13 protein-coding genes are annotated in these 14,828 nt (G+C 41.1%); 10 read left to right on the top strand and 3 right to left on the bottom strand.

Annotated elements, in window-relative coordinates; all coding sequences use genetic code 11:
* Positions 1 to 57: 57 nt before the first annotated feature.
* The gene (gene comER, locus ACYX4O_RS14345; RefSeq protein WP_476351717.1) at positions 58 to 879 is read right to left on the bottom strand and encodes a late competence protein ComER; all 822 of its coding nucleotides are present in this window, start codon (positions 877 to 879) and stop codon (positions 58 to 60) included.
* An 82-nt stretch (positions 880 to 961) separates the two neighbouring features.
* Between comER and ACYX4O_RS14340 the strand changes: the two genes are divergently transcribed.
* From ACYX4O_RS14340 to ACYX4O_RS14330, 3 genes are all read left to right on the top strand, one after another.
* A complete protein-coding gene (locus ACYX4O_RS14340) occupies positions 962 to 1,540 on the top strand; it encodes a helix-hairpin-helix domain-containing protein (RefSeq protein ID WP_476351716.1) in 579 nt (192 codons plus the stop codon).
* A gap of 66 nt (positions 1,541 to 1,606) precedes the next feature.
* Positions 1,607 to 2,185, top strand: a complete 579-nt coding sequence (locus ACYX4O_RS14335; protein ID WP_476351715.1) for a ComE operon protein 2 — start codon at positions 1,607 to 1,609, stop codon at positions 2,183 to 2,185.
* Positions 2,186 to 2,201: 16 nt separating this feature from the next.
* On the top strand, positions 2,202 to 4,427 hold the full coding sequence (locus ACYX4O_RS14330) for a DNA internalization-related competence protein ComEC/Rec2 (RefSeq protein WP_476351714.1): 2,226 nt from the start codon (positions 2,202 to 2,204) through the stop codon (positions 4,425 to 4,427).
* Positions 4,428 to 4,523: 96 nt separating this feature from the next.
* Here ACYX4O_RS14330 and ACYX4O_RS14325 read toward each other — a convergent pair whose 3' ends face one another.
* Entirely contained in the window at positions 4,524 to 4,658 is a 135-nt protein-coding gene (locus ACYX4O_RS14325; protein WP_036785709.1) for a YqzM family protein, read from the bottom strand.
* Positions 4,659 to 4,998: 340 nt separating this feature from the next.
* On the opposite strand from ACYX4O_RS14325, the gene holA reads away from it, so the two are divergent.
* The gene (gene holA, locus ACYX4O_RS14320; protein WP_476351713.1) at positions 4,999 to 6,036 is read left to right on the top strand and encodes a DNA polymerase III subunit delta; all 1,038 of its coding nucleotides are present in this window, start codon (positions 4,999 to 5,001) and stop codon (positions 6,034 to 6,036) included.
* 739 nt (positions 6,037 to 6,775) lie between these two features.
* Here holA and rpsT read toward each other — a convergent pair.
* Positions 6,776 to 7,042, bottom strand: a complete 267-nt coding sequence (gene rpsT, locus ACYX4O_RS14315) for a 30S ribosomal protein S20 (RefSeq protein WP_345239781.1) — start codon at positions 7,040 to 7,042, stop codon at positions 6,776 to 6,778.
* A 175-nt stretch (positions 7,043 to 7,217) separates the two neighbouring features.
* Here rpsT and gpr point away from each other — a divergent pair, with 175 nt between their 5' ends.
* From gpr to hrcA, 6 genes are all read left to right on the top strand, one after another.
* A complete protein-coding gene (gene gpr, locus ACYX4O_RS14310; RefSeq protein WP_476351712.1) occupies positions 7,218 to 8,321 on the top strand; it encodes a GPR endopeptidase in 1,104 nt (367 codons plus the stop codon).
* A 71-nt stretch (positions 8,322 to 8,392) separates the two neighbouring features.
* Positions 8,393 to 9,571: a stage II sporulation protein P gene (spoIIP, locus tag ACYX4O_RS14305; RefSeq protein ID WP_476351711.1), complete on the top strand. Its 1,179-nt coding sequence runs from the start codon at positions 8,393 to 8,395 to the stop codon at positions 9,569 to 9,571.
* Positions 9,572 to 9,585: 14 nt separating this feature from the next.
* On the top strand, positions 9,586 to 9,942 hold the full coding sequence (locus tag ACYX4O_RS14300) for a DUF3679 domain-containing protein (RefSeq protein ID WP_476351710.1): 357 nt from the start codon (positions 9,586 to 9,588) through the stop codon (positions 9,940 to 9,942).
* 606 nt (positions 9,943 to 10,548) lie between these two features.
* Positions 10,549 to 12,372: a translation elongation factor 4 gene (gene lepA / locus ACYX4O_RS14295; protein ID WP_476351709.1), complete on the top strand. Its 1,824-nt coding sequence runs from the start codon at positions 10,549 to 10,551 to the stop codon at positions 12,370 to 12,372.
* A 161-nt stretch (positions 12,373 to 12,533) separates the two neighbouring features.
* Complete coding sequence (gene hemW / locus ACYX4O_RS14290) at positions 12,534 to 13,682, top strand: radical SAM family heme chaperone HemW (protein WP_476351708.1); 1,149 nt, start codon at positions 12,534 to 12,536, stop codon at positions 13,680 to 13,682.
* A gap of 87 nt (positions 13,683 to 13,769) precedes the next feature.
* Complete coding sequence (hrcA, locus tag ACYX4O_RS14285) at positions 13,770 to 14,813, top strand: heat-inducible transcriptional repressor HrcA (RefSeq protein WP_476351707.1); 1,044 nt, start codon at positions 13,770 to 13,772, stop codon at positions 14,811 to 14,813.
* The last annotated feature ends 15 nt before the right edge of the window (positions 14,814 to 14,828 follow it).

Raw genomic sequence — 14,828 nt, 5'->3', positions numbered from 1 at the left:
ACTCTTCTCCGGTTTTATTTTTTTGAAGGGTTTTGTTGAATGATGAAGAATAAAGTATTAATCCCGCTTTTGTTCTTCTAACTCCCATTTATCTTGGTCGTATTTTCGATGAGTCCTCTGAAAAACATGATGAAACATTTTCCCTGTTTCTGCCTCAAGAACTTCTATCCCTTCTCCTGTTACCCCTCCCTTTACACAAACCTTTTCTTGAAGAGTAGGTAACGAATAATGTCCTTCCTCTAGAAGCTTTCCAAAGCCAATTAGCATTTCTGTAACCATAGTTGTGGCCTCGTGTTCAGAAATCTTCGTTTCCTCACAAGCTGCATCCACAAAACGCTGAAGTAAGTAACTAAAAAATGCTGGACCACAGGATACGATATCTGAAGAAACGCGAGTAACGTTTTCTTTAATTTCAACAGGCTTAGAGTATGTCTTGCAACACTGTTCCACATAAGCTTTCATTAAAGGAGATACACGTTCTCCAAATGTTAACAGAGTTACACCTGATTGAGCGCGGTTTGTGATACTTGGGATCCACCGAACCACCTGGCATGGTACTTCTTGTTCAAGATCCTCTACACTATAAGGACTTGTAATAGAAACTAAGCACTGCTGCTCAGTTAGATAAGGTTGTATTTTCTTGAGAAGGGGGTAAATATCCAAAGGTTTGACGCAAATGAAAAGCATGTCGGCTTCTTTTGCTACTGCATCAGCTCCTTCACAAACCGTAATACCTGGGTAGTCTTGTTGTAATAACTTTGCTTTTGAAAGGGTTCGATTTGTTACATAAAGCTGCTCTGGTTCGATCATTCCAGAATCAATCCAAGCCTCTGTCAAGATTTTGCCCATATTCCCCGTACCAATAATGCCCCACTTCATGTTAGGTCCCCTCCTTTACATGGTAATCTCTTCATGCAAATACTGTTCCGTTAACAAATATATGAAAGAAGGTAGATCGTTTATGAGTCGAATCTACAAGTATTTTCTATCTATAGCTGTTTTGGCAGGATTTATCTTATGGATGCTTTGGCCAAATTCCCCTCCTGATGATGAGTTCGTAATAAACCATAAAGAAGAGAAGGAAGAAAAAACAACTGAAGTGAATGCCTCAATTGAAAGAACACTTATGTATGTTGATGTTAAGGGCGAGGTTGAACGACCTGGCGTATACCATCTAGACGAGGGGAGTAGGGTGGAGGATGCCATTCGAATGGCGGGAGGTCTTACATCATCGGGAGATCCCTTATCCGTTAATTTAGCGATGCGTGTCCAAGATGAGATGGTTGTAATCGTTCTTGCTAAAGGGGGAGGAACAGCCCCTGGCGAAAGCGGAGGGAATATGTCTGAAAAGGTTTTCGTTAATCAAGCCACATTAGAAGAGTTAAAAACCTTATCGGGTGTTGGGGAAGCCAAGGCAAAAGCGATTCTTGAATATAGGGAGAAAAATGGACCCTTTCAAGATGTTAATGACCTTCTCCGAGTTAGTGGTATTGGAGAGAAGACATTAGAGGGATTTATAGAAGATATTCAGGTTCCTTAGTCGATTGACGTAAAACTAGACAAGCAGTACACTGAATGGAAATGAAAATAGAGAAGGTGATCGATAATGAATCGTATTTCTTGGGATCAGTATTTCATGGCTCAAAGTCATTTATTAGCTCTTAGAAGCACGTGTGAAAGGTTAGCTGTAGGTGCCACAGTGGTACGTGACAAGAGAATGATTGCAGGGGGATATAATGGAAGTGTTTCAGGGAGTGTCCATTGTATAGATGAAGGGTGCTATGTCATTGATGGCCATTGTGTTAGAACGATTCATGCGGAGATGAACGCTTTACTCCAGTGTGCCAAATTTGGTGTCGCCACAGAAGGTGCTGAAATTTATGTTACCCACTTCCCGTGTCTCCACTGCTGTAAAGCGTTAATTCAAGCAGGGATCCAAACTGTTTACTACGCACAAGATTATAAAAATCATCCGTATGCTATTGAGTTGTTCAAGGAAGCTGGTGTCCAGACAGTTCATGTAGAAGTACAAGAAACTGGAGTCGATCCTAAAGCTCTTGAAAAACTTGAATATATCAATGGACTAATCGAACGTTTATCTCATGCAGGCGCATCTAAAGAAGAAATAGAAAGCTTGAAAGAAGAAGCTATGAACTTATTCTCCTCTCACCACATAACAACGTAATGGGGGGAGGTGGACTGTGAAAGGAAATGGCTATTGGCTTGCTATAGCTTCAGCGCTAGGCGTTTACCTCGCGCCTATTTCATATAGTTGGTTGGGCGGATTTTTAGTGCTGGGCGGTGTGATCATATTCCGTCCGGCTAAACGCTTCTTATTACTTGCATGTGGTATTCTCTTTATGGTTTGTTCGACTACTGAATCATTTAAACCTCTTACTCCTCCACCCTTATCTACCGCTGTAGTGCAAATAAATGGTGTTGTTACAGAAAATCCTACATTTACATCAGACTATACCTCCTTCATTTTTGAGGATGATCAAACGAAACAAAAATGGAATGCGTTCCTTTTTTCATCTCTCGACTATAGATCCGTTCAAATTGGATCAAGGTGCTCTCTGTCTGGTGAAATAGAGCGTTACCCATATGCCCGTAACCCTGGAGAATTTGATTATGAAGCATTTATGCTTCATAAAGGTGTACATGGGACGATTATTGTGGATCCTTCTGAGTTACATTGCCATGGGGGGAGCTGGTATAAGGAATTGTTTTCAAAACGGAAACAAGCTTTAAGCACCTTAGAGCAAAACCTTTCCCCTTTAACATCATCATGGGTGAAAGCCTTAATTTTTGGAGAAGATCGTGATTTATCGGATGAGACCATCGATCTTTTTCAGCGGTGGGGTCTTTCTCATTTGCTGGCTATCTCTGGCCTTCATGTCGGGTTGTGTATTGCACTCTTCTCTTATCTCACCCTTCGTTTTTCCTTTTTAACGAAGCGTAAGTTAATCATATGCCTTTTGTTTCTTCTCCCAATTTATATTTTGTTTGCAGGGGGCGCACCGTCTGTAATCAGAGCTGTTTGTATGGCCGAAGTAGCTATGCTGTTATCACTTTTTAAACAGAGATGGCCCATGACAGACATTATTAGTTATCTTTTTTGTAGTATTCTCATTTTTAAACCTTCGCTTATTCATCAACTGGGCTTTCAATTTTCATTTATTGTCACCTTTGCCATTCTTGTGTCAAAGAAATGGATTAGTTTAAGTGCTCATCCAGTCGATACCCTTCTTAGGATATCCCTCTTATGCCAATTAGTGGTTCTCCCCTTACAACTTCAATCATTTTATGTCTTTAACCCACTTTCTCTTTTAGCTAACCTCCTGTTTGTCCCTTTAATGTCTGTGTTTTTTCTTCCTATATGTTTCGTTTTTCTCGTAGGAGTATATATTTTACCTTCCTCGTTGCTTAATCCATTAGATGCTGTTTTTCAGAAGTCATTAGAGATATACTTCCTTCCGCTTAAAGGGATGGATGAGTTTGTTGTGGAATGGGTAACTGGCCAGATGTCCATTGTTAGTATCTTTTTGTTTGTAATCGCGTTTGTGTGGATGATGAAGAGATGGGAAGTAGGAAAGCAAAGGCAATCTTTTTTATGGGGCGTTGGTTTGTCCTTTGTTTTAATAGCAGAGGCGAGTGTGCCGTATTTGGTTTCACCAGGACGAGTCACGATGCTTGATATAGGTCAGGGGGACTGTTTCATTATAGAGTGGCCTAATAGGAGTCATGTCATGATGATCGATGCTGCAGGTGTGCTAGAAGAAGGAGAAGATGATACGTTTACAAGAATCATCGAGCCTTATCTTCATGAAAGGGGGATAAGTAAAGTTGACACGCTGCTTTTGACGCATGCTGATCAGGATCATATTGGTGCAGCTTTGGAAGTGTTCACTTCATTCAGTGTCGATACATTAATAACAAGTCCTTTTTTTAAAGGGGATCTTCCAATAAAAGAAGAGAAGTGGAAGAAAGTTAGTAGTGGGGATCGCTTCGTTATTGAAGACACCGTTTTTGATATTCTTTATCCAATTCAGGAGTCAGAAGACAAAAATGATAACTCTTTAGTCATGAGTTTCACGCTTGGTGGAATGGATTGGATGTTTACTGGAGATGTTGGAAAAGAAGGGGAAGAAGATATCAGTTCTTTAGCACACGACCTTGATGTAGATGTACTTAAAGTTGCCCACCATGGCAGTGACACTTCTACAGGCGGACAATGGTTGGATAATCTAACTCCAAAGGTAGCTCTTATATCCGCTGGGCTTAACAATCGTTATGGGCATCCTCATGAACAGGTGATAGACCGGTTGACTAAAGAAGGGATAAAGATTATACGTACAGATCAGAAAGGAGCGGTGATCTATCAATTTTCTGGTGGGACAGGTACATTTTATAGTCATTTGCCATAGGATATTCTGTACTAAATGTTCCCTTATTCCTTCTTTTATACAAACATAAAAAAGAGACTGTGTTGACAGCCTCTTTCATACTCTGTTGCTTAAGTACTAGTTGCCGATTAATCGTATACCCACGCCAATCGCGAAAATGACAAAGAAAAAGATGAACGAAAACGCGAATCCTTTGGCAGAGTCTACAACGTCGTTCGTTGGTGATTGAACTTCTTTTTTGAACTCGTTCACGTTTAACCCCTCCTATACCAGTTATTAGTATAAACGGTTTCATAAAAAAAATCTACAATGCATGAAGATTTCGTTATTATACGGTTCCCTTTGTTGACAAGAGTTAACACCCATAGTTTTTTTCGTTTTGGCTAGGCTATAAGTATCGGTCAAAACATCGTTATCACCTGGGCTTACCTAGGGGTCGAGGTGATGCGTTTATATAGATGACTTGGGGGGAATGGGAGCCATTTCCCTCTTCTGCATAATAAGTCTTGCTAAAACTTATGTATAATTCTACACTTGAAAGCCTTCCGATTTCCATATACCATACTGTTAGAACCGAATGGAGGAAGGTACGATGGTATATTTTGATGCCCTTAAAGAAATAAAGAAGAAACAATTTGATCCAGTCTACTTACTATATGGAACAGAAACCTACCTGATCCAGGATATTCAGCAAGCTCTTGTAAAAAATGCTGTGCCAGATGAGGAGCAAGATGTAAATTTATCTGTATATGATTTAGAAGAAGTTCCTATACAAGAAGTAATGATGGATGCAGAAACCTTTCCTTTCCTCGGAGAAAGAAAGCTATTGTTGTGTAAAAATCCAAGTTTTTTAAAGGCCAAACCTGATAAATTGCAAATTGAACATGATGTCTCGGTGTTGCAACGTTATTTAGAACAACCTGCCGAGTATTCCATTGTAGTTTTTATAGCACCTTATGAGAAAATTGATGAACGTAAGAAAATCGTTAAGCAAATGAAGAAATCAGGGAAGGTCATTCCTTTTCAATCCCTTAAAGAACACGAAATGGCCAGCTGGGTACAAAGCTTAGCAAAAGGTTTACATATAGACATAGAATCCCCTGCCATTGATGTTTTTATTCAAGAAAACGGGACAAACCTTATGTCTATTCAAAATGAGTTAGAAAAGATGGCCTTATATGTTGGAGAAGGCGGAACAATCACAAAGGAAGTGGCAGATTTGTTAGCTGCACACAACTCCCAGTCTTCCGCTCTTAAGTTGGTAGATGCCGTCATGAATCAAAACGTGGAGAAGGCCATATTGATCTATAAAGACCTTGAGAAACAAAATGAAGAACCCATTGCCTTGCTCGCTCTATTGGCTTCTCAATTTAGACTGATTTATCAATCAAAACTCCTTCAGCAAAAAGGATATACACAGAATCAAATGACGCAACAAATTAAAGCCCACCCATTTGCAATAAAAATGGCATTAGGAAGAGCCCGCGGCTTTAACGAACAACAACTAGGAACCATCATGCAACTCCTTACCGACACGGATGCATCGATGAAACAAGGTCGAATGGAAAAGAACTTAGCCTTTGAACTTCTTTTATACCAACTTGTCCATGTTAAAAAGAAAAGAGCGTAACTAAAAAGCAACCTCTATTAGGTTGCTTTTTTTGTTGGCTTTGAAAGCGAGAGGAAGTTTCCGTATGTGTTATTGGAGCGTAAGGTGGTTCGGGAAATTACTCCCTTTCCGCGGCGAGCTGGGGAGCCTCCTCAATCGCTCCGCGCTTTCCGGGGTCTCCCCTAGGCTCCTACTGCCGCAGGAGTCTCGCAATTTCCCGAACCACCTTTGCCAAGTATGGTGTAACGGAAACATGTGATATAAGAAAATCTGCAATCTTCACTGGCAGGAAAGAGAGGTATAGTCGTTGAGGAGATTGCCCATGAGACAGCTGAAGACTTTTTGTCCATGAGATAATTAGGGATGGTTTCTCGAAGAGGCTGCAAAAGGAAAGGGGAAAGTTCGACAAAAATCCTCACGTCTTGGGACCACGTGGAATGAGCCTGCATGGTGTGGGGCCGTTCACTAATTTAAAGCCAGGGCTTGCTCGGGGACTGCGAGACTCCCGCGGGATATGGAGCCTAGGGAAGACCCCACAAAGAGCGTAGCGAATGAGGAGGCTTCCCAGCTCCCCCCAGGAAAGCGAGTTGTCCCCGAGCAAGCCCAAGCACTTATAAAAGTAAGAGCCCTTTCAGCTGATGTATCTTAACGTCGACAAAAAAGAGGATGCTACTCATTGTAGCATCCTCTTTTTTGCATAAAAAAACGACCCTCTTAGTAGGATCGTTTGTTGGTTGGTCATAAAAACGGAATGACTTATTTACGCTGTAACGGATTTAACGCGACGAGAAAGACGAGCTTTCTGACGGTTACCTTTGTTGCGGTGCATAAGACCTTTGCCTACAGCCTTATCAATCTTTTGTACAGCATCTTTGAAAGCTTCTTTAGCTTCGTCAGTTTTGTTGTTATCAACTAGGTTGTCAACACGCTTCATTGCAGAACGAACGTCAGATTTGAAAGAGTTGTTCTGTGCGCGCTGGTTGTTTTGTGTAATAACACGTTTTCTAGCTTGTTTGATATTAGCCATCTATTTTCACCTCCTGGAGAAATTGAACCTGCTTTATAGAGCATTTATTCGAACAAGAGACATTTTATCAGAGCACACAGCAGTTTTCAACATAAATATAATACCGTGTGATTTTCTATTATGTATGAAAGCCAAAATGGACGTGCATCCTAGTAAAAAAACGGAGGGTTTTCGCATGTCAATGAATCTAGATCAGTTTCAAATTCGTACAGATTTAGCTGTTGAAGCAAAAGACATGGTTTCAGATCAAAAGGATCAAGGCTCTAGCAATAGAGAGGGAGTACGTGTTCAAGAGAAAAAGGAAGCTGAGGACATAAAGGTCACTTATGTAGAAGTTGATGAAAATGGGGCAGAACAAATCGGTAAGAAACCGGGCTCTTATATTACCATTGAATCTCAAGGTATACGAAAACATGATACTAGCCTTATGCATCATACAGCTTCTGTAGTAGCGAGAGAATTAGAAGAGTTACTTATTAAATGTAATGTAGCTACCGATGCAACATGTCTCGTAGTAGGTTTAGGGAACGACAATGTTACACCTGACGCACTTGGTCCCATGGTAGTTCATAAACTGCTTGTGACGAACCATATGTTTGAACTTCAGCCTGAGACGGTCGATGAAGGTTTTCGTCCTGTGTCAGCCCTTACCCCGGGTGTAATGGGGGTAACAGGTATAGAGACAAGCGATATTATAGTTGGTGTAATTGAGAAAGTGAAACCAGACTTTGTCATAGCGGTTGATGCATTAGCTTCTCGCTCAATTGACCGTGTGAATAGCACGATTCAGATTTCCAACACAGGGATTCACCCAGGATCTGGTGTGGGCAACAAACGTAAAGAATTAAGTAAAGAAACCTTAGGGATTCCGGTCATTTCTTTAGGTATCCCGACTGTGGTAGACGCTGTAACCATTACAAGTGACACGATTGATTATATGCTAAAACATTTTGGGCGTGAGTGGGATGAGAGAGAGAAACCATCTAAGTCTTTAACTCCTGCTGGTATGGATTTTGGTGAGAGAAAAGAATTAACTGAAGAAGATCTGCCAAGTGAAGAACAACGTAAAGCAGTAATGGGCATGATCGGTGGATTGTCAGCTCAAGAGAAAAGAGCACTTATTCAAGAGGTCCTCACTCCTATTGGTCACAATCTAATGGTGACACCTAAAGAAGTAGACGGGTTTATGAAAGATATGGCTCATGTTGTCGCAAGTGGACTAAACGCTGCCTTACATCAAGATGTGGAGCCAGACACAGAAGATTCTTTTACAAGATAAGATAGAAGGAGGTTCTACTCTTTCTCTAGTTTTCATAAAGTTTACTAGAGTTAGGAAACATGAGAGGAAGGGTGACCTCATTGAATTCTAATGGCTTAACGCTTGTTCATAGAGAATTGAAAAAATGGTATAAACGAAGTGGGATTTACCTAATAGGCTTAATGGGAGTCTTTTTATTAATCGGTTTACTGACATCTATACAGCCAGCTTATCGACTGTCCTCTTCAACATTGCATACGTGGACAAGTCAGATAGATGGTTCCTCTTTTTTACATTTAATGAGCATGGAGAACCGCGTATTTCAGGGGGCGCACCCAGATGGATATGAAGATCCGCGTATCTCTGAAATGATTTTTCAAACTGCTACAAGTATTCAGCCTGATGATCCGCGTTCACTTTTGGGTAGGGAGTTGCCAGGATTTTCAACATTTGATGGTCAAATTGTGGTAGCAGGTGAGGGAACGGACTACACGACGATGGCAGTCGAATCAGCTCCTCCTATGGAGATTTTCGACAAAGAGGAAACGGAAATCGTTACAGAAGAGCAGCCGGATGAACAATCAGATCCACCTTCTTCTGATCAAGCATTACCCACTACTGGTAATAGGGATGTTGTGTTGATCTACCATACCCATAACCGAGAATCTTATTTCCCGCTTCTTCCAGAAGGCGCAACAGATGCATTTCATTCTAAAGCGAATATTACACTTATTGGGGATCGTTTGGCTCAGAGCTTAGAGGATAATGGCATTGGCGCTAAAGTAGACAAAACAGATATAACAAAGAAACTTAAAGACAAAGGTATGGAGTATTACGAGTCGTATGAAATGTCGAGGACTGTTGTGCAAGAAGCAATGAGTACAGAAGGGGATTTACAATATTATTTTGACCTTCACAGGGACTCCATTGATAAACAATATACGACTACTGATATAAATGGACAGTCATTTGCGAGAATCTTCTTCGTAATTGGGGGAGAGTATGCCCATTATGAACAAAATTTAAAACTAGCGAATGACCTTCACAAGAAAATGGAAAAGGCATACCCCGGTCTAAGCCGAGGGGTTATGACGAAAAAGGGTTCTGGTACAAATGGGAAGTTTAATCAGGACTTATCTCAAAATGCTATTCTTATTGAGTTTGGTGGAGTGGAAAATACGTTAGAAGAACTTTATCGAAGTGCGGATGCCGTTGCAGATGTGTTTAGTGATTTTTATTGGCAAGCGGAAAAAGTAAATGGGGATGAGTAAGGAGAAATAAGGAGATGACCGATATGGTGCGCTTCACAATAACCTTTCTAATTATGATTGTTTTATTCCTCGGCGGCGTTTTGGTCGGTATGAATCAAGCTAGCATTGGGATGATTCAGATGCGAGGCTTCTCAAGTGGTACATTTCAAGAAGCTGTCCAAACGGAGAAATTGGAAACAGGGGATTATGAGGTGCAAGTTTTAGGTAAAGACTTCGCACAAGTATCGGTGCAGGAAAAGCAACAGCAATACAAGGACCACAACGAAGCCCGCGGCCTTCAAAGACTAGCTGTCACCTTAGAAAGCGTAGTGAACTGGGTTTACAATACAATCATCTACACGATCTATCACATATTCTCTGCTTTCTTTTAGCTGCATGTCCGGCCCCACATGAGGTGGGGGCGTTCGACGTTGCCATAGGACATGGTGGTTTAGTCGAACTTCCTCTTTTCACTGAGCACCTCGCCTGCGCTTTTCGATGATGTCCAGCTCCGGGGGCTAGAGGCTAGCGAGATAAGCAAACTACCTGCAGTGGCTAGCGCCACTTCCGGCCAGTTTGCTTATCCGTACGCCTCTGGACAAGCCCCCTGCGCTTTTCGAATGAGATCTAGCTCCGGCGGGGAGGGCCTAGCGCGATAAGCAATATGACTACAATAAGCTACGCTTATTTTCGCCATCTTGCTTATCCGGCCCCACACGAGGTGGGGTCGTTCGACGTTGCCGCAGGACGCGGCGGTTTTAGTCGAGCTTCCTTTTTCCACTGGTCACCCCGCCTGCGCTTTTCGATGATGTCTAGCTCCGGCTCCTAGCCCCTAGCGTCATAAGCAAACTACCTGCAGTGGCTAACGCCACTTCCGGCACTTTGCTTATGCGTACGGGGCTGAACAGTCGCCTGCGCTTTTCGTTATTGAAGTATTTCCTCTACATTGCTATAATCTAAGCTAGCTATGGTTTCGGATTAAAGTAGGAGTGATGAATGTGAGTAGCGACAAGATTAAACAGGAGAATGTGCGTAATTTTTCAATTATCGCTCATATCGACCACGGCAAATCGACATTAGCCGATCGTATATTAGAGAAAACGAAAGCTTTAACGCAACGAGAGATGAAAGAGCAGTTTCTTGATGCGATGGATTTAGAGCGTGAGCGTGGTATAACCATAAAATTAAACGCAGTTCAATTGCGATATAGCTCTCCTCATAAGGGAGAAGATTACTTATTTCACCTGATTGATACACCAGGGCACGTCGATTTTACATATGAGGTATCCCGTAGTTTAGCAGCGTGTGAAGGGGTTATCTTGGTAGTAGATGCGGCGCAGGGGATTGAGGCTCAAACGTTAGCGAACCTTTACCTTGCCTTAGATAATGATTTAGAAATTATTCCAGTTATTAATAAAGTAGATCTTCCAGCGGCTGATCCAGAACGTGTGACGAAGGAGCTTGAAGATCTTCTTGGTGTAACCAAAGATGAGGTTATCTTAGCTTCAGCTAAAGCGGGTAAAGGAATTGAAGAGATATTAGAAGCCATTGTAGAACGTATTCCTTCCCCTATTGGTGAGCCGGAAGATCCATTGAAAGCTTTAATCTTTGACTCTTTATATGATCCTTACCGAGGTGTAATCGCGTCGATTGCGGTGAAGGAAGGTTCTGTTAAAGTTGGTCAAAAAATTCGAATGATGCAAACGGGAAAAGAGTTTGAAGTAAACGAAATTGGTGTGTTTAATCCAAAGCCAACTCCTAAAAATGAATTAACTGTTGGGGATGTTGGATATTTAACAGCATCAATTAAAAACGTAAGTGACTCCCGTGTAGGTGACACGATTACCAGAGTAGACAATCCAGCGCCAGAACCATTACCAGGTTATAAACGCTTGAATCCGATGGTGTTCTGCGGATTGTTCCCGGTAGATGCGAACAATTACAATGATTTACGTGAAGCACTAGAGCGCCTAGAGCTTAACGATTCTTCCCTTCAGTATGAAGCTGAGACGTCTCAGGCATTAGGGTTTGGTTTCCGTTGCGGGTTCTTAGGGCTCCTTCACATGGAGATTATACAAGAACGTATCGAACGTGAATTTAATATTCAACTTATTACAACTGCGCCAAGTGTAATCTACGAAGTAGAACTTGCTGATGGGGAAACCGTTACGGTTGATAATCCGTCCTTGATGCCCGATCCTCAGTCAATTAGTGAAGTTCGTGAGCCGTTTGTAAATGCAACCGTGATGGTCCCGAACGACTATGTAGGATCTGTGATGGAAATTTGTCAGAAGAAGCGTGGTTCTTTCGTAGATATGCAATATCTTGACGACAACCGTGTAAATATCACGTATGATATCCCGCTGTCTGAGATAGTGTATGATTTCTTTGATCAGCTCAAGTCTCAAACAAAAGGCTATGCTTCCTTTGACTATGACTTAGCAGGCTATCGTGCATCGAATCTCGTGAAAATGGATATCTGGTTAAATGGAGACACTATTGATGCTTTATCCTTCATTGTTCACAGAGATTTCGCGTTCGACCGAGGAAAAGCGATTACTAGCAAGCTTGTTGAACTCATTCCACGTCAACAATTCGAAGTTCCTGTTCAAGCAGCAATCGGGAATAAAATTGTGGCACGTTCAACCATTAAAGCAATGCGTAAAAACGTACTTGCAAAATGTTATGGCGGGGATATTTCTCGTAAGCGTAAGTTGTTAGAGAAACAAAAAGAAGGTAAAAAACGAATGAAGATGGTTGGGTCTGTTGAAGTACCGCAAGAAGCCTTTATGGCCGTGCTTGAGATGGATTCTGACGATTAATAAGGATTAATGAGTAAAAACCGCAGGAGATTTCTTGCGGTTTTTATGCTTTCAACTTTGCTACCTTTTGTGTTTTACTGCAAGGGTGACGCATGTAGAACTGATATAGTTAATTTTAAATGCGTTAACAAAGCTACTTTATTTAAAGGAACGTGACGAACATGATTACATCAGCATATATTCACATACCGTTTTGCCACAAGATCTGTCATTATTGCGATTTTACAAAGTTCTTCTATAATCCTGAACTTGCAGATCAATATTTGGATGCATTAGAGAATGAGATTGTTACTGCAGTTGGTACAGAGAAACGAAAAATGAAAACAATCTTTGTTGGGGGAGGTACTCCAACGGCACTATCGCACGATCAACTTGAGAGACTGCTTAAAATAATCGCAAAGTCTTTCGATGTTGAGGGGCCACTTGAGTATACGTTTGAAGCCAATCCTGGTGAATTTGACGAGAAGAAACTAGCGTTACTCAAAGAATACGGAGTAAATCGCATTTCGTTCGGTGTACAGGTATTTGATGACGAACTTCTTGAGAAGTTAGGCCGAAATCATCGTGTAAAAGACGTCTATGATAGCCTCCGCCTGTTTGAGAAACAACAATTTGAAAATGTATCAGTTGATTTAATGTACGGACTTCCTGGGCAAACATATGACCAATTTAAGAAAACAATTGATGAAGCTCTAGCACTAGATCTTCCTCATTATTCTTCTTACTCGTTACAAATTGAACCGAAGACCATCTTTTACCTTCGTCATAAAAAAGGGAAGTTGCATAAACCTGTTGAAGAAGAAGAAGCACGAATGTATGAGCTTTTAATGAGTGAGATGAACCAAAAGGGTGTTTATCAATATGAAATAAGTAATTTTGCAAAGCCAGGTTTTGAAAGCAAGCATAACCTAACGTACTGGAACAATGATTATTATTATGGGTTTGGTGCTGGAGCACATGGGTATTTACCAGGGGAGCGAACAGTAAATATCAAACCTTTAAACCAGTATACAAAGAAGGGCAAGGAAACAGGCCTTCCTCGACTGCACGTTGAACCAGTGCACTATAAAGAAGAGATGGAAGAGCAAATGTTCCTTGGATTGCGTAAAACAAGTGGAGTATCTATGAATGAATTTGAGAATCGCTTTGGACGTTCCATCCATTCACTTTATTCGAGTGAATTAGATTATCTAAAGAGGAAAAACTGGATAACAGAAACAGAAGACCATGTTGCCCTGACAACACAGGGCCGCCTTTTTGGGAATGAAGTATTTGCTCAATTCCTGATTGAAGATGAAAAGCTTCAGTGAATTATCGTTGACAAGGAGCGAGGCATTTGATAATTTATTATTAGATTTAGCACTCGCAATCAAAGAGTGCTAACAGAGGTGATCATCATGTTAACAGAGAGACAATTGTTGATATTACAAGTAATTATTGATGACTTCATCCAGTCTGCGCAACCTGTAGGATCAAGGACGATTTCAAAGAAAGATAATGTATCCTATAGTTCAGCTACGATTCGTAACGAAATGGCTGATTTAGAAGAACTTGGTTTCCTAGAGAAGACACATTCTTCCTCAGGAAGGGTTCCTTCTGAGAAAGGGTATCGCTTTTATGTCGACCATTTGATGTCACCATTTAGTTTGTCTGGGCAAGAGAAAACGTTTGTGAAGCAGGCGTTTAATCATCAAATGGTTGAATTTGAACAAGTCGTTCAGCAGTCTGCGCGGGTGTTATCCGAGTTGACGAATTATACGTCAATTATCCTTGGACCCGAAGTATACGAGACAAAGTTAAAGCAACTACAAATCATCCCCTTATCTCAAATATCTGCAGTTGCGATTCTTGTAACAGATACAGGTCATGTTGAGCATAGGTCCTTCACGATTCCTGTAGAAATTAAACCAGCTGACTTAGAGAAGATGGTTAACATCTTAAATGAGCGGCTAAATGGTGTGCCGATTATTTACTTGCATCATAAGTTAAACACCGAGATAGCCGAACTTCTTAAAAAGCATACAAGCGAATTTGAAAAGGCCTATCAGTATTTACGAGCTGCTCTATTTGACGAACAGCCTGCCAAGCTTTATGTTGGCGGCAAGACCAACATTCTTATGCAGCCGGAATTTAGGGATATTGACAAAGTGAGGACGCTGTATTCGATGATTGAAGAAGAAACAGAGATTGCTCACTTACTTCGTCATAATTCCAGTGATATTAAAGTATCGATTGGTACCGAAAATGAAGTAAATGCCATGAAGGATTTAAGTATTATTACAGGATCCTACTCAATAGGGGATACTCAGCTAGGGACGATTGCTTTACTAGGTCCTACTCGGATGGAATACTCAAAAGTCATTTCTTTATTGAGTTTACTTTCAGACCGTATGACCGAAACATTCCATTCCTGGTATCAAAAAGGTTCAACTGGGGAATAGATGATAAAGGCATTT

The sequence above is a fragment of the Pontibacillus sp. ABV4_188 genome (genome assembly GCF_056311905.1).
The sequence above is the reverse complement of the archived record's forward strand: the minus strand, read 5'-3'. Positions and strand labels throughout refer to the sequence as shown.